The 18,220-nt window shown below is 69.9% G+C and carries 18 protein-coding genes, 2 tRNA genes and 1 other RNA gene; 11 read left to right on the top strand and 10 right to left on the bottom strand.

Translation table 11 applies throughout. The annotated features are described in order from the left end of the window. Positions 1 to 292: 292 nt before the first annotated feature. Positions 293 to 760: an S-ribosylhomocysteine lyase gene (locus IEY70_RS19895; protein ID WP_189066769.1), complete on the bottom strand. Its 468-nt coding sequence runs from the start codon at positions 758 to 760 to the stop codon at positions 293 to 295. A 134-nt stretch (positions 761 to 894) separates the two neighbouring features. On the opposite strand from IEY70_RS19895, the gene lspA reads away from it, so the two are divergent. Further along, positions 895 to 1,449 (top strand): signal peptidase II, encoded by a 555-nt coding sequence (lspA, locus tag IEY70_RS19890; RefSeq protein WP_189066768.1) that lies wholly within the window; start codon positions 895 to 897, stop codon positions 1,447 to 1,449. Positions 1,450 to 1,672: 223 nt separating this feature from the next. On the opposite strand, the gene rpmB is transcribed toward lspA, so the two are convergent. Both rpmB and IEY70_RS19880 read right to left on the bottom strand, forming a co-directional pair. Continuing rightward, a complete protein-coding gene (rpmB, locus tag IEY70_RS19885) occupies positions 1,673 to 1,888 on the bottom strand; it encodes a 50S ribosomal protein L28 (protein WP_189066767.1) in 216 nt (71 codons plus the stop codon). Positions 1,889 to 2,152: 264 nt separating this feature from the next. Next, the gene (locus IEY70_RS19880; RefSeq protein WP_189066766.1) at positions 2,153 to 2,422 is read right to left on the bottom strand and encodes a GlsB/YeaQ/YmgE family stress response membrane protein; all 270 of its coding nucleotides are present in this window, start codon (positions 2,420 to 2,422) and stop codon (positions 2,153 to 2,155) included. 581 nt (positions 2,423 to 3,003) lie between these two features. On the opposite strand from IEY70_RS19880, the gene thrB reads away from it, so the two are divergent. Further along, positions 3,004 to 3,972, top strand: a complete 969-nt coding sequence (thrB, locus tag IEY70_RS19875; RefSeq protein WP_229778107.1) for a homoserine kinase — start codon at positions 3,004 to 3,006, stop codon at positions 3,970 to 3,972. 99 nt (positions 3,973 to 4,071) lie between these two features. On the opposite strand, the gene IEY70_RS19870 is transcribed toward thrB, so the two are convergent. After that, a tRNA-Pro gene (locus IEY70_RS19870) sits at positions 4,072 to 4,148 on the bottom strand. Positions 4,149 to 4,256: 108 nt separating this feature from the next. On the opposite strand from IEY70_RS19870, the gene IEY70_RS19865 reads away from it, so the two are divergent. Beyond that, complete coding sequence (locus IEY70_RS19865; RefSeq protein ID WP_189066765.1) at positions 4,257 to 5,492, top strand: aminopeptidase; 1,236 nt, start codon at positions 4,257 to 4,259, stop codon at positions 5,490 to 5,492. 73 nt (positions 5,493 to 5,565) lie between these two features. Here IEY70_RS19865 and IEY70_RS19860 read toward each other — a convergent pair whose 3' ends face one another. Continuing rightward, positions 5,566 to 6,288, bottom strand: a complete 723-nt coding sequence (locus IEY70_RS19860) for a carbonic anhydrase (protein ID WP_229778106.1) — start codon at positions 6,286 to 6,288, stop codon at positions 5,566 to 5,568. A 105-nt stretch (positions 6,289 to 6,393) separates the two neighbouring features. Here IEY70_RS19860 and IEY70_RS19855 point away from each other — a divergent pair, with 105 nt between their 5' ends. Continuing rightward, entirely contained in the window at positions 6,394 to 6,753 is a 360-nt protein-coding gene (locus tag IEY70_RS19855; protein WP_229778105.1) for a hypothetical protein, read from the top strand. Positions 6,754 to 6,826: 73 nt separating this feature from the next. After that, positions 6,827 to 7,036: a hypothetical protein gene (locus tag IEY70_RS19850; protein WP_189066762.1), complete on the top strand. Its 210-nt coding sequence runs from the start codon at positions 6,827 to 6,829 to the stop codon at positions 7,034 to 7,036. Positions 7,037 to 7,127: 91 nt separating this feature from the next. Here IEY70_RS19850 and ffs read toward each other — a convergent pair. Both ffs and IEY70_RS19840 read right to left on the bottom strand, forming a co-directional pair. Further along, an RNA gene (ffs, locus tag IEY70_RS19845) (signal recognition particle sRNA small type) lies at positions 7,128 to 7,226 on the bottom strand. Between the two features lie 121 nt (positions 7,227 to 7,347). Further along, positions 7,348 to 7,431: transfer RNA gene (locus tag IEY70_RS19840), tRNA-Leu, on the bottom strand. A gap of 198 nt (positions 7,432 to 7,629) precedes the next feature. On the opposite strand from IEY70_RS19840, the gene rpsO reads away from it, so the two are divergent. Then, on the top strand, positions 7,630 to 7,905 hold the full coding sequence (gene rpsO, locus IEY70_RS19835) for a 30S ribosomal protein S15 (protein WP_189066761.1): 276 nt from the start codon (positions 7,630 to 7,632) through the stop codon (positions 7,903 to 7,905). 76 nt (positions 7,906 to 7,981) lie between these two features. On the opposite strand, the gene IEY70_RS19830 is transcribed toward rpsO, so the two are convergent. Beyond that, positions 7,982 to 8,446: a gamma-glutamylcyclotransferase family protein gene (locus IEY70_RS19830; RefSeq protein ID WP_189066760.1), complete on the bottom strand. Its 465-nt coding sequence runs from the start codon at positions 8,444 to 8,446 to the stop codon at positions 7,982 to 7,984. Between the two features lie 159 nt (positions 8,447 to 8,605). Here IEY70_RS19830 and IEY70_RS19825 point away from each other — a divergent pair, with 159 nt between their 5' ends. From IEY70_RS19825 to IEY70_RS19815, 3 genes are all read left to right on the top strand, one after another. Further along, positions 8,606 to 9,784 (top strand): S1C family serine protease, encoded by a 1,179-nt coding sequence (locus IEY70_RS19825; protein ID WP_229778104.1) that lies wholly within the window; start codon positions 8,606 to 8,608, stop codon positions 9,782 to 9,784. Between the two features lie 64 nt (positions 9,785 to 9,848). Continuing rightward, the gene (locus IEY70_RS19820; RefSeq protein ID WP_189066759.1) at positions 9,849 to 10,382 is read left to right on the top strand and encodes a multidrug DMT transporter; all 534 of its coding nucleotides are present in this window, start codon (positions 9,849 to 9,851) and stop codon (positions 10,380 to 10,382) included. A gap of 87 nt (positions 10,383 to 10,469) precedes the next feature. Then, positions 10,470 to 11,171, top strand: a complete 702-nt coding sequence (locus tag IEY70_RS19815) for a hypothetical protein (protein WP_189066758.1) — start codon at positions 10,470 to 10,472, stop codon at positions 11,169 to 11,171. A 134-nt stretch (positions 11,172 to 11,305) separates the two neighbouring features. On the opposite strand, the gene IEY70_RS19810 is transcribed toward IEY70_RS19815, so the two are convergent. Beyond that, a complete protein-coding gene (locus IEY70_RS19810) occupies positions 11,306 to 12,115 on the bottom strand; it encodes a GNAT family N-acetyltransferase (RefSeq protein ID WP_189066757.1) in 810 nt (269 codons plus the stop codon). Between the two features lie 50 nt (positions 12,116 to 12,165). Here IEY70_RS19810 and IEY70_RS19805 point away from each other — a divergent pair, with 50 nt between their 5' ends. Both IEY70_RS19805 and IEY70_RS19800 read left to right on the top strand, forming a co-directional pair. Beyond that, the gene (locus IEY70_RS19805) at positions 12,166 to 14,628 is read left to right on the top strand and encodes a glutamine--tRNA ligase/YqeY domain fusion protein (protein WP_189066756.1); all 2,463 of its coding nucleotides are present in this window, start codon (positions 12,166 to 12,168) and stop codon (positions 14,626 to 14,628) included. Between the two features lie 118 nt (positions 14,629 to 14,746). Further along, on the top strand, positions 14,747 to 16,531 hold the full coding sequence (locus IEY70_RS19800) for a WD40 repeat domain-containing protein (protein WP_189066755.1): 1,785 nt from the start codon (positions 14,747 to 14,749) through the stop codon (positions 16,529 to 16,531). Positions 16,532 to 16,675: 144 nt separating this feature from the next. Here IEY70_RS19800 and IEY70_RS19795 read toward each other — a convergent pair whose 3' ends face one another. After that, positions 16,676 to 18,100 carry a tetratricopeptide repeat protein gene (locus tag IEY70_RS19795; protein ID WP_189066754.1) on the bottom strand — a complete coding sequence of 475 codons (1,425 nt, stop codon included), beginning with the start codon at positions 18,098 to 18,100 and terminating at the stop codon, positions 16,676 to 16,678. Positions 18,101 to 18,220: the final 120 nt, after the last annotated feature.

The raw sequence follows: 18,220 nt of genomic DNA, 5'->3' as shown, positions 1-18,220 counted from the left end.
TTGACCCATCTTTCCTATGCGTCTCCTGTTCGCTCGCCCGCCGTTCACCCGTGGGTGTGGTGGGGTTGCTTGAGGAGCGCGGTATTTCGCGTTTCTCTCGCTCTTTCACGCTCGCTTGTCATGCATCGCGCCTCGCTTGAGGCTCAGAAAAGATACAGGCCGCCAGCGAATCTGTCAACACCCTGTGCCTGATGCCAGAGTTCACGTCCGGGGAAAACAACAGGAATTCGCGCCCTGAACGCACAAACGGCCACCCGAAGGCGACCGTCTCTGGTCTGTTTGCGGGGACGCCTCAGCGTTCCAGCAGCACCGTCTCCTGCACCTTCAGGCCCTGCGCCAGCGCGTCACGGGCATGCGCGCGCGCCGCCTGCAGGTCGTGATCGCGGTAATTCCCGCACTCCAGTTCACTGACACCGGGAATGGGCCGGTCGTGCGCCGCCGTGTCCTGCAACGCCGCCTCGAAGGCCTTCAGGACGCCCTGCTCGTCGGGCTCACCGATGACCGCCATGTACATGCCGGTGCGGCAGCCCATCGGGGAGACATCGACCACGTCGGTCAGGTGGTCGCGCAGGTACCCGGCCAGCAGGTGCTCGAGGGTATGAATGGCGGCCGGATCGATGGCCGCCTGGTTCGGTTGCAGTAGCCGCAGGTCGTACTTGCTGATGGAGTCGCCGCGCGGCGTGGTCTTCACGCCAGCCAGTCGCACGTAGGGGGCTTTGACCTTGGTGTGGTCGAGATCGAAGGATTCAACGTTCGCCATGCTCCGATTCTGCGCCGCGCCGCCCGCCGCAAAGGTGAACCGACCCAGACCACCCGACCCAGACCACCAAGCACAGATCACCCGGCCGCGCGCGGGAACGCATGTCAGGGTGCGCTCTCTACAGCGCTCGTTATATGGCGCTCTCTATACTGCGCAGCGTGCCAACCCTGACCGACCGTTCCCGCCGCGCGCCTGTGTGGCTGCCTCTCGTGCTGGCTGCGCTGCTGGTCGCCGCCGATCAGGCCCTGAAAGCCTGGGCGCTGGCGAACCTGCAAGAAGGCCAGCCGCCCCAGGTGTTCATTCCGGGACTGGTCGAGTGGCTCCTGACCTTCAACACCGGCGCCGCGTGGAGTCTGTTCAGCGGCAGCGCCGTCCCGCTGGCCCTGGGCCGCCTGCTGGTCGGGCTGGGCATCCTGGGGTACGTGACCTGGAAACCGCAGGGACGCGCGCTGAACATCATCCTGGCGATGATCGCGGCCGGCGCGATCGGGAACGCCATTGACGGTCTGCGGCAGGGCAAGGTGACCGACATGATTCACTCGCCGCTGCTGAGCGGCGTGACCCGCGCCCTGAACGCCGGTGACTTCCCGATCTTCAACGTGGCCGACAGCTGCGTGGTCCTGGGAACGCTGGCGCTGCTGATCGTCAGCTTCGTGGGCGACCAGCAGGCGAAACGCACCGCCAAGTAGACGCGCTGGGAACCGGCGGGGGGCAAGGTTCCCCGCGACAGAAGAGAAACCCGAGAGAGGCGGCGTACCGGGCACTCCCCCGACGCCGCCTCTTTTGTGGAAGTACGGGTGTTCGGACGTGGCAACAGGTTTCAGGAGCGGAGCGCAGTGGCAACCGCAGATACCCCAAAAGAAGTCGCCCCCGTCCGGTGTGGACAGGGGCGGCTGGGTTGAACTGGAGCGCTCAGGCCACGGCCTTGCGGCACTTGTTGCACACGCGCAGGCGCAGGCTGACTCCGCCACGGGTGACCGTGAGGGGCTGCAGGTTGGGCTTCTGAACTCGTTTGCTCACGCCGGTGACCTTACGACCGACGCCGCCCGCAGCGCGGGCCTTACCGCGGCGGATGACCGAGTTCACCACGATCGGTCCTTTACCGCACACTTCGCACACTTTCGCCATGATGACTCTCCTTCTTGAGCCTGATCCTTCCTAACTGACCGGGGGCTGCGACCCGTTCTGGGTTCCCTGCCACGCCGGCCTGAATCAGACAAGCCGTCCAAATGTAGCACAGGGGCAAAGGCTCGCGCAAAAGCCGATTCACTATTCCGGAACGGACCCTGCTGTCGGGTCACACTTGGCGGTCAGGACACACGCGGCCGTCAGACACACTCAGAACCCGGACGGGCCTGGGCGCCGTCCGGGTCGGAGGGAAAGGGAGTGGGGTTAACGCAGAACGCGCAGGGCCTTGAGGATGGCGATCAGAACGACGCTGCCGACCACGCCCCAGACGATGCTCCAGAAGCTGAAGCCCGCGCCCGCCACACCGGCGCCACCGATGTTGAGCCAGTTGCCGAAGATGGCCTGGGCCAGCAGGCTGCCGACGATGCCGATCAGGATGTTCGCGATGGCGCCCTGCTGAGCGTCCGTCTTCATGATGAGGCTTGCGAGCCAGCCGCACAGTGCACCAACCAGAATAGTAATGATCCAACCCATGATTTCTACCTCCATTTATTTGGTTCTTGCTTCGAATGACATCAACGTGTGCTGCTCTCGTTGTGGATGCAGCATGAAACTCATCAAACCCCGCAAATGTAGAAGGTCGTACTTTCTCAAGGGCGGGCGAAGGCGGGATGGATGTCCCGCCAATCCCCGTTAAGGTTGGCCTTCAGAACAGCGTCCAGAACGCTCATTTCTGATCTGACCCCAAAGACAACTACGCAGGCGCGCCCGCCGGATCACCCCGGTCATGGTCACCATACCGGGTCCCGCAGGACCCCACGCGGGCCGCTGGCGTGGCGCCCCGTTGCGCAGTACACCAAGACGGACTCCGTCTGTTTCGCCCTCAACCCGGGAGAGCGCCGGGTTGCCAACTCCACGTCCGGAGGGGCGCTTTTCTCCTCCTCGCTCTGCTGCGCAGCTCTCCGAGTCCGCCCGGATTGAATGGTCTTTGCCGCCCACTCAATCGGAGTCCGTATCATTTGTCTTACCCCCGCACCCACACCCACCGGAGTGGTGGGTAGCATGACGGCAGCACGCCCCGCCCCGACCGGCGCGGCCTGGAGGCCCCCTAACCTATGCCCGGACCATCTGAACGCGACCGCCCCGCCGCCCCCGCACCCACGCGGGAGCCGCCCACCGGCACCTTTACCGTGCGGGCTCCCGCCAGCAGCGCCAACCTGGGCCCCGGCTTCGACAGCCTGGGCCTGAGCGTGCCGCTGTACACCACCCTGCGCGTGACGCCGCAGGCCACCACCGAGATCGTCCCGCTGGGCGCAGAACTGGAAGGAACGCCCGCCGACGAGAGCAACTACGTGTACCGCGCCATGGGACTGGCCGCCAGACGCGCCGGGCGTCCCCTGCCGCCCGCCCGCATCGAGATCGAGACGGACGTGCCGCTGGCACGCGGGCTGGGCAGCAGCGCCGCCGCGCTGGTCGCCGGGATCGTCGCCGGGAACGAACTGCTGGGCCGCCCGCTGGACGACCTGGCCGTGCTGGACGTCGCCGCGCGGGAGGAAGGGCACCCGGACAACGTCGCCCCGGCCCTGTTCGGCGGGATCGTCGTGGCCACGCTGGACAAACTCGGCACGCATTACGTGCGGCTGGACCCGCCCGCCAACCTGGGCGTGACGGTCCTGATCCCGGATTTCGAGCTGAGCACCAGCAAGGCCCGCGCCGTGCTGCCCAAGGAGTACAGCCGCGCCGACGCCGTGCACGCCCTGTCTCACGCGGCGCTGCTGGCCGCCGCGCTCTCGCAGGGCCGCCTGGACCTGCTGAGGCACGCCATGCAGGACTACATCCACCAGATCTGGCGCGCGCCGCTCGTGCCGGGCCTGAGCGACATCCTGGAGGAAGCCTGGAAGCACGGCGCGCTCGGCGCGGCCCTCAGCGGCGCCGGACCCACCGTGCTGTGCTTCCACGACACCCGCGAACCCACCGCGCCCCTGCACGCCTACCTGAACGGCGTGATGGCCCGCAACGGCCTGGAGGGCCGGGTGCTGGACTTCCCCATTGACGCAGCCGGTACGCTGATCGAACGGGCGTAGATGACCAGGGCGCCGTTCCCCGTCGCAGGGAACGGCGCCCTGGTCCGGAAACCGGCACAAAAAGAAGCACCGGAGTGAGAGATCACTCCGGTGCTTTGCTGGTCGAGGCGGCGAGATTTGAACTCACGACCCCTACCACCCCAAGGTAGTGCGCTACCAGGCTGCGCTACGCCTCGATACCCAGCCACAGAACTATAAAGGCGCTTTGGGAATCCGTCAAGGGTGCGCGGCGAGGCGGGACGGTCTTTTGTATATCCCGGCCCCGCGTGGCTATCCTTCCGGGCATGACCCTGACGTTTGAAGAGAAGTTACGGAACTACGCGCGGCTGGCTGTCCGGGTGGGCGTGGGCGTGAAACCCGGCCAGCGGCTGCTGGTGCAGGCGCCGGTCGAGACGGCGCAACTGGCGCGGCTGGTGGTGCGCGAGGCGTACGCGGCGGGAGCCAGTTTCGTGGATGTCCGCTGGGATGACGACGACGTGCAACTGGCGCGTTTCGAACTGGCGCCGGACGGCACGTTCGAGCAGATCAGCCGCTGGCGTGTGGACGCCGAGATCGAGACGGCCGAGGCGGGCGGCGCGGTCCTGGCGATCCGCGCGACGAACCCGAACCTGCTGGGCAGCGTGGACGCCGAGCGCGTGGCGACCCACCAGCGCACGCTGGCCGCGTACCGGCGCCCGTACACGGCGCAGGTCATGACCAACCGCCTGAACTGGAACCTGATCAGCGCGCCGGTCAGCGGCTGGGCCGAACTGATGTTCCCGGACGCGAGTGCCGAGCAGGCCGTCGCGCAGCAGTGGGACGCGATCTTCGCCGCGACCCGCGCGGACCAGCCGGACCCGGTGGCGCTGTGGGAAACGCACCTGGCCGACCTGCGCCGCCGCCGCGAGCTGCTGACCGGTAAGCAGTACGCCGCGCTGCACTTCCGGGGCGGCGGGACGGACCTGACGGTGGGCCTCGCGGACGATCACGTGTGGGGCGGCGGCGCGGCCGACACGCCCGGCGGGATCACGTTCACGGCGAACATCCCCACCGAGGAAGTCTGGACCGCCCCGCACCGCGAGCGGGTGGACGGCACGGTGGTCAGCACCAAGCCGCTGTCGTACAACGGCACGCTGATCGACGGCATCCGCATCGAGTTCAGAGACGGGCGCATCACGGGGGCCAGCGCCGAGAAGGGCGAGGGGGCACTGCTGAAGATGATCGACACCGACGAGGGCAGCCACCGCCTGGGCGAGGTGGCCCTGGTGCCGCACTCCAGCCCGATCAGCCGCTCGGGGCTGTTCTTCTTCAACACCCTGTACGACGAGAACGCCGCGTCGCACATCGCCATCGGCAGCGCGTACCGCTTCAACGTGCGGGGCGGCGTGGACATGCCCCTGGAGGACTTCCTGGCGGCCGGCGGGAACGACAGCCTGACGCACGTGGACTGGATGATCGGCAGCGGCGAGATCGACGTGGACGGCGTCGCGAAGGACGGCACCCGTGAGGCCGTGATGCGCGCGGGCGAATTCGTGATCTGAACGCAGACGGCTCATGGCAGATGGCAGAGGCCGCTGAGCCATCTGCCATCTGCTTTCAGCCATCCGCCTGCCGTCAGGGCCGCAGGTCGTCCTCGCCGACCAGGAAGTCCACGGCGCCGCTCCCGATCTCGTAGTACGCGCCGATCACGCGGATCTGGCCGCTGCCCTCGGCTTCCTGAATGACGGCCTGGGAGCGCAGGATGCTCACCTGATGCCGGACGTTGTTCAGCACCGCCTCGCGCATGCGGGCCTTCTTGTCGCGGATGGGCGGCATGTTCTGCACGCTGGGCTGGATACGGCGGATCAGGGCCTGCAGGTGCTCGGGTTCCTCCGCGACCCGCTCCTCGGGCATGAGCGCGGCGGCCACGGCCCCGCAGGCCTCGTGGCCCATCACGACGACCAGGTGCACGTCCAGGTGCCGGATCGCGTACTCCAGGGTGCCCAGTCCGGCCTCGCCGACCACGTTCCCGGCGACGCGCACCACGAACAGCTGCCCCAGGCCCTGATCGAACACCAGTTCGACCGGCACGCGGCTGTCGCTGCACGCCAGGATCGCGGCGTAGGGCGTCTGGCCCATGATCTGCGCGCGGCGTTCGTTCGCGCTGACTTCCGGGCGGGTCGCCTGACCGCTGAAGAACCGGGCGTTGCCGTCCTTGAGGGCCGCGATGGCGGCGTCCGGGGTCTGCACGTCACTGTCTTTCAGGTCCGCGATGTCCTCCATGCTGGCCCCACGGCGGATGGCATCCAGGATGCGGCGTTCCAGGTCGGCGGCAATCTGCGCGGCGGAATCTTCCATGCGCGCCATCCTACGCCCCGGCGGGCGCGCAGTCCTGAACGGAGTCCAGACCGGTCCCCGCGCCGGGTGCAGGCCGGGTGCGGTGCGGGCCGTATGCTGGGCGGCATGGAAGACCTGACGCTGAGCGAGCTGCTGGAACGCTACGCCACGCTGCGCGACACGATCCTGGGCCTGGAAGCGGAACGGGACGAACTGGGCGCCCGCGTGAAGGCGGCGCTACAGAGCGGCGAGCAGGCCGAGACGGACCTGTACCGCGCCACCCTGAAAGTCTCGCGGCGCGTGGAGTACCCCCTGGAGCGCTTCCGGGAGGTGTTCGGGGACGCGGCGGCGCTGGAGGCGGCCAGCATCGACCGCCGCCGCGCCGAGGCCCTGGCGAAGGCCGGGGATCTGGACGGCGAGCAGCTGCGGAACGTGGCGGTCGTGAAGGAAACGCAGTCGCTGGTCCTGCAACCCAAGACCCGCTGAGCCGGGCTCCGCGTTGACGTGCCGCTGACCGGCCGCTCACCCTGGCGTGACAGGCGGGGCGCACCCTGCGGACATGACCCTGCCCCCTTCCCTGACGACCCATCCCCTGCTGAACCCGGACCTGCCGCCGCACCGGCAGTTGCCCGGCGACACGATCATGTGGACGCAGAGAGGCTGGCCCGCCGAGCGGTTCACGGCGCAGGCGCACGTCTGGACGGAACGCGAGGCGCGCCTGTCACGGCAACTGGGCGCGCAGTCGGAACTGGACCGCCTGACCCGCTGAGCGCTCCTGCATGCCCGGACAGACGCGCGGCCCGGTTCCTGGGTGCAGGAGGGCCGGGCCGCGCGGGGCATGGTGGAGTTGAAAAGAAAAAGCATTGCCGGTGAGCAACGGCACCCGCGAATCATCCCTTATGGCTGCTGCCTTCCGGCCCTGACCAGGTTCAGGCGTTCACGCTGCGCTGCGCCAGCAATGCGTTCCAGACCATAGCACAGGTGCCTGCGGCTGTGCAGTCCCGCGCCGCCCGGTTTTCGGTTGACCGTGGGGAGGGCATGGAAAGCGCCGGACCCTTGCGGAGTCCGGCGTCATTTCGTTGGTGCTCGGGATGGGACTTGAACCCACACAGCTAAGCTACACGCCCCTCAAACGTGCGCGTCTACCAATTCCGCCACCCGAGCATCTCTGAGAGGCGATAGCAATACTAGGGGCGGTTCCGCGTAAAGTCAAGGTGTGCGCTTGTCAGGGCTGGCATTCGTGGTATCATTGCGTTTGCCGCCGCGAGCGGTGGGGCCTGCACGCCGGATCACGAGAGTGAACGGCACGCGGATTTTACCCCGGCTGCTGCGCGCGGGACTTCATAACACGAGAGGCTCAACATGATCGACAAGAAAGCGACCGTCCAGACCCACGCCAAGCACGAGAAAGACACCGGCAGCACCGCCGTGCAGATCGCCCTGCTGACCGCCCGCATCAACAACCTGAGCACCCACCTGACCGCCAACAAGAAAGACAAGCACGGTCAGCGTGGCCTGCAGCTGATGAACGGCCAGCGCCGCCGCCTGCTGAAGTACCTGGAGCGCACCAGCTACGACGAGTACATCGCCCTGACGGACGAACTGAAGATCCGCCGCGGCCAGCGCATCGTCCGCTGATCCACGGCACATTCAGCAGGGCGCCCAGTCGGAACTTCCGGCTGGGCGCCCTGCTGTGTATTCCCCTGGGGGGTCTTCAGCGTTCGTCGCTGCCCGGCCGGTCCCGGTCCGGCACGGCCCGCCAGTCGCCGCCGGGCAGCAACTGCGCGCCGCGCAGGCGGTCCTCGCGGGCGTACAGGTACACCCAGGCGGGGCGGGACTGCCCGTCCAGCGTGACGACCTTCACCTGCTCGCGCCGGTACAGGGGCGGATGCTCGTGCAGGCCTTCCAGGTGATCCAGGAAGGGCAGCGCGGCCGCCCAGGCCTGCGGGGTGTAGGTCAGCAGGTAGCCGCGCACCGGGGCCTGCGTGCCGGGAGGCGCGGCACTGGGCCGCAGGGCCGGGTAGCCTTCCGGGTGCAGGTGCAGCAGGTCGTGACCGCCCAGCGAGGCTTCCTGCGCGCTGAACGGGCCGCCCCGGCGGGCGACGTGCGCGTTGCGTTCGCCGGGCATCAGGGTGCCGTACACGAACACGGCGCGCGGGTCGGGCGTGGGGGTGGTCATGCCTGGGAATCTAGCGTCCGGTCGGCCCTGGCCCCGGCGGGGCGGATGGACAGCCCGGCGGTAGCCCCTGCCGGGGCCGGACCGGTTGGAGCCGGACGGTGGGGGCCGGATGGGGACTTCCGACACAGCCGGCCGGGCGCGGCGCGCGCACACTGAAGCATGAACGCCAGCCCAGCTCCGCGCAGGTCCGTCACGCCCGCCCGCCGCTCGTTTCTGCCGGGCCGGGCCCTTCTGGGGGCCATGCTGGCCCTGCCGCTCTGGGCGGCGCCGGTGGCCGCGCAGTCGGCGCCGGCAGCCGCGCCCGGTGCCGCCGAGCGGCGCGCGACCACGGCGCGTCCGGCTCCGCTGACGGCGGCCGAGGAGTCGCGGCTTCAGGCGTTGTTCCAGAAGGCGCGGCCCGCCACGCTGCGCATCGAGCAGTGCGTGCCGACCCGCTGCGACGACCCGGACGGGGTGGGGTCGGCGGTGCTGATCTCGGCGGACGGACTGGCCCTGACGGCGTACCACGTGGTGAAGGGCGCGCGGAACCTGAGCGCGCAGACGCTGGACCGCAAACGCTACGCGGTGGAGGTGGTCGGGTATAACGACCAGGATGATCTGGCGCTGCTGCGGGTGAAGGTCCCGGCCGGGACGCCGTTCCTGCCGCTGGCGACCGGCGCGCCCGGCGTGGGGAACATTGCGCTGGCGATCGGGAACGGGAACGGGGATTTTCTGCGGCCGAAGACGGGCCGCCTGACGGGCCTGGATTCAGATGCGGGCCGCGCGGATTTCCCGCCGGGCACGCTGGAACTGAGTGCGCCGGTCGTGCCGGGCGACAGTGGCGGGCCGGTACTGAACGCGACCGGGCAGGTGACGGGCATCGTGAGTTACCTCCGGCTGGAGGGTCGGCGTAGCCGGGCGTACGCGGTGCCAGTCACGGTGACCGACGCGCGGCTGACGGCCCTGAAACGCGGTGAGAAACGCGACGCGCCGGTGATCGGGATCACGCTGGGCGGGGCGTTCGGGGACCTGTTCATGCTGACCGAGAAGGACTTCGTCACGCTGAGCCGCCTGCTGAAGCTGGGGGACACGCCGGGCGCGTTCTTCACGGGCGTGTCGCGTGGCAGTCCGGCCGAGAAGGCGGGGTTGCAGCCGCTGCGGCTGGACGGGAACGACGAGCGGGTGTCGGGTGACATCGTGACGGCCGTGAACGGGAAGCGGATCGTGAATTTCAGCGAGTTCCAGTACGCGGTGCGGGCGTTCCAGCCGGGCGATACCGTGACCCTGACGGTGCTGCGGGGCGGGAAGACATTGCAGGTGCCGGTGACGTTGACCGGGCGCAGTCAGGTCGATAATTAAACTGCGCGGGCTGATTATGCAAAACACCTCTTGACAATTCTGCCCAAAACAGAATAATGCGGGTATGGACACCCTGAAAAAAGCCGGAGCCATGCTGGCCCACCTCGACCTGTTCCACCACATGCTCGACCTGCGCGGCCTGCTGCAACTCGCCGCGCACATGGAGGAACGCGGTGACCGCGTCACGCTGATCAGCCCGCAGACCATCACCCTGATCGGCGCGGACATGCACAGCGATCCCACCGTCACCACCAGCAAGGGCGCGACCATCGAGGCCCCCACCGCCTACCGCGTGCTGCACGCCCTGAAAGGCCACGACGCCCCCGAGTACGCCGTGACCCGCGAGGAACTCGGCGCCCTGAACGCCCGCGCCGTCGCGGACCTCGAAGCCAGCGACGCCCTGCGCGCCTTCGAGACCACCCTGAGCCGCGTCGCCGCCCAGAGCGGCACCCCGGCCACCACCCCCACCAGCAGTGCCGCCACCAGCGCCGCTCAGGCAGCGCCCGCCGACGCCGAACGACCCAGCCGGGGCCGCCGCACCCCGGACGCCGAACCCACGCCCGCCACCCGGCCCGGCACCGACCAGCCCGCCGCGTAACCCGCCGGTCCTCTCCGGCCAGAGCGCACGTCCATGGGCCGCATGTCCATCAGCCGCGCTTCACGTCCGCCCGTTATCGTGGCAGGCGTGAAGCGCGGCTCCCTCATGATCCTGACCCTGTGCGCGGCCACCGCCATGGCCGCCCCCGCCCTGACCGCCCCCCGCCTGACCGCCACGCCCCCCTCCGCAGCAGCCACGCTGCTGGGCAGCGGCGAGTACGCCCGCGCCTTCGCGGCCGCCACGCAGGCCGGGGACGCCGTGACCGCCAGCCGCGCCGCCGCCGCCATGACCGAGTACCGCGCCGCCGGCCCCGACTGGACCGCGCGGGCCGTGAACGCCGGGCGGCAGGCCGTGAGTGCCGCGCCCGGCAGCGCCGACAGTCACCTCGCGCTGGGCAGCGCCCTGGGCATCCAGGCCCGCGCCGGGGGGTACACCCTGAGCGCCCTGAACACCGCCCGGCAGGCCCGCGCCGCCCTGGAACGCGCCCTGAGCCTCGCGCCGGAACGCACGGACATCCAGGCCATCCTGGCCGAATGGCACGCCGGCGCCTGGGCGAAAGCCGGCGCGATCAGCGGCGGGAACGCCGGACGCGCCCGCGACCTCGCCACCCGCGCCGCCCGCGCCGCGCCGGACAGCGTGTTCGTGCAGGCCCACGCCGGAATCGCCCTGAGCCTGATCCGCGACCCGCAGGCACGCGCCGTCCTGAACCGCGCCGTCACGCTGCCCGCACAGGACAGCCTGGACCGCGACACGCAGACCCAGGTGCGCGGCGTGCTGGGCAGGCTTTAATACGGATTCCGTCTGTTTCGTTAACAGATCGGAACACCACCGATCTGCCCACTCCACGTCCGGAACCCGCCCAGCTCCTACTCGCATCCGCTCGGATTGAATGGTCTTTGCAGCCCATTCAATCGGAGTCCGTATCAGCGGCCCGCTGACCCCGACCAGTACGTCGGGGCGTCCGTGCCGGGCAGCAGACCCACCCGCGCCGCGTGACCAGAGCGTTCCGCGAGGGCCTGCGCCTCGACCTGCGCGCGCTCCTCGCCCAGCCAGCCGGTCCAGTAGGCGCGCAGCACGCCGGTCACCAGCGCCAGCGGCACGCTCCGGTCGTCCGGGTTCATCTCGTCTGGGTCCGTCTCGTCCGGGTTCAGCGGGTGGTACAGCAGGTCCAGGTCGGTCAGGGGGCCGCCGTCCGGGCCGCCCACCGGCTGCCAGTACGGGACGTTCACGGTTCGCAGGCCCAGCGCGTGCAGGGCCGCGCGCCGCGCCGACGGTTCCACGCCGGTCGCGGCCTCGGCGGCGCGGTCCTCCTCACTCTGCCGGGAGGGGTGAACGCTGTCGGCGAACACGCCGCGCAGTCCCGCCTGCCGGGCGCCGTCCAGCGTGGCGCGGTGCAGGGCGCGGCCCACGCCCAGCCCACGCGCCGCCCGCGTGACCGCCATGAACGAGTTGAACACCGCGCCGCCCAGCGGTCCCGGCAGCGGCAGGTGGGAGATCAGCGTGCCGCCCAGCACCTCGCCGCCCCGGGTCTGCGCGACCAGCAGCCGGTCCTCGCGCTGCGGGTCGCGGCGGGTGATCAGCATGCCGAACATCTCGGGCGGGATCAGCATCTCCGGCGCGTAGTAACTGCGCTCCTGAATGACGCCGAAGGCGTGCAGGGCCGGGTCGGCGGGGTCGGTCACGCGCCGCACGCGCACGGGTTCGGGGGTCGGGTGGGGGCCAGCGGGGGTCATGGCACCCAGCATGACGGTGGCGGGGCGTGAACACCGGTATTCTGGGCGGCATGACGGCCCCCGACCCCTCCCCCACCGCCGGTGAATCCGCGCCGCGCGTGGCCCCGAACTTCATTACCGAGATCATCGAGCGCGACCTGAGTGCCGGGAAGTACCCGCAGGTCGTGACCCGCTTTCCGCCCGAACCGAACGGGTACGCGCACCTGGGGCACACCTTCGCGTCGTTCCTGGATTTCCAGACGGCCGCGCAACTGGGCGGGCGTTACCACCTGCGCCTGGACGACACCAACCCGCTGGGCGAATCGCAGGAGTTCGCGGACGCGATCATCGACGACCTGCGCTGGCTGGGCTGGGACTGGGGCGAGCACCTGTACTACGCCAGCGATAACTTCGAGCGGTACTACGCGTACGCCAAGCAACTGATCCGCCAGGGCGACGCGTACGTGGACTCGGTCAGCGGCGACGAGATGGCCCGCCTGCGCGGCGCGGCGAACGAGGTCGGCACGCCCAGCCCCTACCGGGACCGCACGCCGGACGAGAACCTGGACCTGTTCCGCCGCATGCGCGCCGGGGAATTCCCGGACGGCACGCACGTGCTGCGCGCGAAGATCGACCTGGCCAGCCCGAACATGAAACTGCGCGACCCGGTGCTGTACCGCATCCTGCGCGCCCACCACTACCGCGCCGGGGACGCCTGGTGCATCTACCCCATGTACGACTTCCAGCATCCCCTTCAGGACGCGCTGGAAGGCGTGACGCACTCCATGTGCAGCCTGGAGTTCGTGGACAACCGCGCCATCTACGACTGGCTGATGGAGCGGCTGGGCTTCAACCCGCGCCCGCACCAGTACGAGTTCGGTCGGCGCAGCCTGGAGTACACGGTCGTCTCGAAACGCAAGTTGCGCCAGCTGGTCAACGAGGGCCACGTGAGCGGCTGGGACGACCCGCGCATGCCGACCCTGCGCGCCCAGCGCCGCCTGGGCGTGACGCCGCAGGCCGTGCGGGCCTTCGCCTCGCAGATCGGCGTGAGCCGCACCAACCGCACCGTGGACCTCGCCGTGTACGAGAACGCCGTGCGCGACGACCTGAACCACCACGCGCCGCGCGTGATGGCCGTCACGGACCCCCTGCGCGTGACCCTGAGCGGCCCGGACGGGCAGCCCGTGCCGGCGCGCACGCTGGACCTGCCGTACTGGCCGCACGACGTGATCCGCGACTCGCCGGACGGACTGGTGGGTCTGCCCGGCGGGCAGCGCGTTCCGCCCGAGCAGGCCACGCGGCCCGTGACCCTCAGCGGCGACCTGTTCATCGAGCGTGAGGACTTCAACCCCGAGCCGCCGAAGGGCTTCAAGCGCCTGACGCCGGGCGGCACCGTGCGTCTGCGCGGCGCCGGGATCATCCGCGCCGACCGCTTCGAGACGGACGGCAGCGGACAGGTTACGGCCGTGCACGCCACGCTGCTGGGCGAGGACGCCCGCGCGGGCGGCGTGATCCACTGGGTGGACGCCGCGACCGCCGTGCCCGCCGAGTTCCGCCTGTACGACCGCCTGTTCCGCGTGCCGAATCCCGAGGGCGCCAACGGGGACGAGGACCTGAACCCGGACTTCGACCCGGAACAGCCCGGCCACGAGGACACCCCCGGCACGCCGGAGGGCCGCCCGGCCGAGACGGGCTTCCTGCGGTTCCTGAACCCCGACAGCCTGCGCGTCACGCGTGGGTTCGTGGAGGCCAGCGTGACGGGCGACCCGGCCGACACCCGCTACCAGTTCGAGCGGCAGGGGTACTTCTGGCGCGACCCGGTCGACAGTCGCCCCGGCGCGCTGGTGTTCGGGCGGATCATCACCCTGAAAGACACCTGGAGCCGCGAGACTCCCGGAGAGACGAGGGCGGCCCCCAGGCCGCAGGGGAAACAGACCGGGAAGCAGAAACCGGACGCCGCGAACACCGCTGCGGCCCCTGCGCCCAGCCCCGCGCCCGCCACCCTGAGCCCCGGGCAGGAAGCCGAGGTGACCCGCCTGCTGACCCTGGGTGTCTCGGACGCCGAGGCCCGCACCCTGGCGCGCGACCCGGCGCTGCTGGCCTTCCTGACCGGGGCCGCCCAGGACGACACCTTCGCGCAGGTGGCCTCCTGGACCGCCAACGACCTCGCGCCGGGCCTGCGGGCCGCCGAGGTGCGCGTGCAGGCGGCCGACCTGCGCCCGCTGGCCACGATGCTGGCCGCGCGTCAGGTCACGACCCGTGTGGCACGCGAAGTGCTGGCCCGCGCCGCGCAGACCGGCGAGGCGCCCGCCGCCATCATCGAACGCGAGAATCTCGCCGGGGGCCTGAGCGCCGACGAACTGGCCGCCGCCATCGCGCAGGTCATGGCCGCCAACCCCGACAAGGTGGACGCCTACCGGGGCGGGCGCACGGCGCTGCTGGGCTTCTTCACCGGGCAGGTCATGCGCGCCACGGGCGGCAGGGCCGACCCGGCCACCCTGAACGCCGCCCTGAACGCCGCCCTGAACGGCTGAACCGGACTGGCCCGTTACCGGGCTTCCCCCCTTCCCTTTCTGAACCCGGTTCACACCGCGGCCCCCTCACACGCATGTGTGGCGCGGCAGCGGTGTGAAGTTGTTTACAGTGCATCTCATGAAGATCACTGCTCTGTTCCTGAGTGCCGCCCTGAGTCTCAGCACCGCTGCCTCCGCCCTGACCCTTACGCCCGCGCAGGTGTACACGCTGCCCGGCGCGGACAGTGAGTTCGGCGCGTTCCTGCCCGATGGACGGGTGGCCGTGAACGCCGACAACGGCATCCTGATCCTGGACCGCACCCTGAAGACCGTCATCGGGTTCTACACCCTGCAAGGCGAGATCGACGGCCTGACCGTCAGTCCCGACGGGCGGCGCGTGGCCGCCATGAACAGCGAGACTTGGACCGTCTGGGACGTGGCGACCGGCCGCGAGATCCGCAGCGGCAAGACCGCATACGACGCCACGCTGGCCTTCGACGCGCAGGGCAACCTGCTGACCCTCGACGACGGCACCCTGAAACGCGTGACCCTGGCCAGCGGGCAACGGGGCGACGTGCTGGGCGACGGGGACATCTACGGGGTGGCCGTCTCGCCCGACGGTACGCGCGCCGCACTGACCTTCGAGGACCGCGTGCAGTTCGTGACCCTCGCCGACGGCACCGTGCTGGCCGAGGCGTCCCTGAACGAGGAACCCGACGCGCTGGGCGCCAGCTTCAGCCCGGACGGGCAGGCCGTCGCCGTACGCACCGGCAGCGAGGCCCTGATCCTGCGCGCCGGACAGGACGCCGTCAGCGTGGAAGGCGGCGAGGACCTCGACCCGCAGGACGACTCGCTGCTGTTCCTGAACGACACGGACCTGCTGGCCGTGTTCTACGGCGAGGCGCAGCGCATCGACCCGCAGACCGGCGAGGCCACCGGCGAGCCGTTCATGCTCGACACCGACGGCCCGGTGGTCGCCGGACCCGACGGGCAACTGCTGGCGCTGGGCAGCCGCGTGGCCCTGCTGGACCCGCAGGACCTCGAAGCGCCCGCCACGCAGGAGAGCGTCCTGCCGTCCAGTAACGCCTGGACCGGCGCGTTCGTGGGCAACGTCCCGCACGCGGGCCTGGGCCGCTTCCTGAACCTGAACAGCATGCAGGAACTGAAGGTCGGCGGCACCGGCCGCCTGGACACCTACCTGGGGCAGGGGAACAACATCTGGACGCTGCGCGGCCTGGACGTGGCCGTACGCCGCGCCGGAGTGAACGTGAACGTCGCCAAGCTCGACGAGGACGCCGAGTACGACACCCTGCACGCCTCGCCCGACGGGACCTTCGCAGTGGTCAGCGGGTACTACGGCATGGCCCTGATGAACGCCACCACCGGCAAGGTCATCCGCAAGGTCACGGCCAAGCAACTGAAGGTCGAGGACATTCACGACGCGCTGCCCAGCCCGGACGGCAAGGGCATCTACGTGATCCCGCACGAGGGGAACGTGTTCCGCTACGACGTGGCGACCGGCAAGCAGACCCTGGCCTTCAAACTCCCGGCCGACGCCGAAGCGACCGAATTCCAGCAGAGTGCAGGCGGCACACTGGCCGTCGTGTACTTCAACGAGAACTACGACCGCTTCGTGGCGCTGCTCAAGCCCGGCGCGACCAGCGCCTTCAAGACCCTGCCCTTCACGGACAGCGTGCGCGCCCTGCGCTTCAGCCCGGACGGCAAACGGCTGGCCGTGCTGACCAACGCCAGCCAGAACGCCCTGCAGGTGTTCGACACCGCCACCGGCGCCCTGCTGACCCGCACCGGGAAGTTCAACACGTCCACCGGTCTGCTGGCGTGGTCGCAGAACGGACGGCAGTTGATGGTCGGCTCCGGCCTGCTGGGCAAACCCGGCACCGTCACCGTCTTCGACGTGAAGTAACCCTAGGGGCGAGCGGCGCCCTGCCACGCGACGGAACCCGACTGATGCGGGTTCCGTCTGTTTTGCGCCTACTCGCTCTGCTACGCAGCTCTACGAGTCCGCTCGGACCCAGCAGCTTTATCAGCCATTCAATCGGAGTCCGTGTCAGTTCAGCATGCGGCCGCCGCTGCCGCCCTTCTCGGCCATCAGCGCCTCGGCCTTGCGGATGTGGTCGAGCAGCGTGCCGTGCCAGTCGTCACTTTCCGGGGTGTGGGTCAGGGCCTGCTGGGCGTGGGCGTACGCGGCGGCGGGGTCCGGGAAGCCCTGCTGGGCCATCACGTCGGTGGCCATCTGGTGCGCGGCGACCCAGTCACGGCTGGCGGGAGCGGCCTCGCGGATCACGCGCCCGTAGTGTTCGAGCGCCTCGTCCAGCTGGAAGTAATCCAGGGCGACGCTGCCCAGCACCAGACTGGCAGGCACCACGGCTCCCTGCGCAAGGGCCTGCTCGGCGGCCAGTTGCGCTTCCTGCAACCGGCCCAGGCGGTAGTCGCATTCGGCCACGTCGGCCAGCACCTCGGGCAGGTAGGGGTACTCGGGTTCGTTCAGGACTGCCTCAAGTTTCTCGCGGGCCTCGACGGGCCGGTCGAGGTCCAGCAGCGCCACGCCCAGTTCGTGGTTGGCGTAGGGGCGGTCGGCTTCGGTCGCCAGGGCCAGCGCCGACTCGAAGGCGGTGATGGCCTGCTCCTGCTGGCCCAGGTGGGTCAGGACCTGCCCGCGCACCAGCGCCACGCCGTAACTGGGGTCGCCGTACTGCGCTTCCAGGCGGGCGGCCTCGCGGATCATGTCGTGCGCCGCGTCGGGCTGCCCGAGGTTCAGGAGGGTCTGGGCGCGCAGGTAATGCCAGGTGGCGAGGTTCAGGCTGACTTCTTCCAGTTCGTCCGGCGTGGGGTGCGTGGGGTACAGCGGGCGGGCCTGGTTCAGCGCGGCGTTCGCGGCGTCCGACTGGCCTTCTTGCAGCAGCAGCGCCGCCTGTTCCTGCAGCATCACGGCGCGGTTCAGGCCGTCGGCGTGGTGCGCGGCCTCGGCGTACAGGTTGACGGCCTCGGCGGTCTGGCCGAGTTGCTCGTGCGCGTCGGCCTCCCAGGAGCGCAGCCGCCAGCGCAGGTGCGGGGGCAGGTCCGTGATGGGAATGTGCAGGTCCAGCGCCTCCTGCGGTTTCCCGGCCAGGGCCAGGGCGCACATGGCGTGAAAGCGGGCGAGCGGATCGGGGGCGTCCCGCACGGTCTGCGCGGGGGCGGTCGCGTCGGGGCCGTGGGTGCGGGCGTCGAGTTCCGCGATCAGCGCGAGGTGCAGCGGGTCGGCGCGCACGGCCGGGTCGAGGGTGCGCGCCTCGCGCAGCGCCGCGCCGATCTCGGCGAGGGCCGAGTCGCCGTACAGGGCGTGCACGCTGCCCAGGTGCAGGGCGAGGCGGGCGCGTTCGGGTTTGCGGGCTTCGTGCATGGCGCCTTCCAGGATGGAAAAGGCCGTGTCGTAGTCGCCCCCCGCGAGTGCCGCGCAGGCTTGCTGCCAGGTGGTGGCCACGTCAATCATTCTTCCTCAGGATAGCGCGGCCGGTCATGCTTTGGGTGGTTGCGGTGCGGGCGTGGGCAGGGGCAACTCACGTCGAGAGATGAGAGTCTGACGGCATGTCCGACGAGCAACTGAAACTAG

The organism is Deinococcus seoulensis (assembly GCF_014648115.1).
Classification (GTDB): Bacteria; Deinococcota; Deinococci; order Deinococcales; family Deinococcaceae; genus Deinococcus; species Deinococcus seoulensis.
Note: the sequence above shows the minus strand (reverse complement) of the source record. Positions and strands in the feature narration are given on the sequence as shown.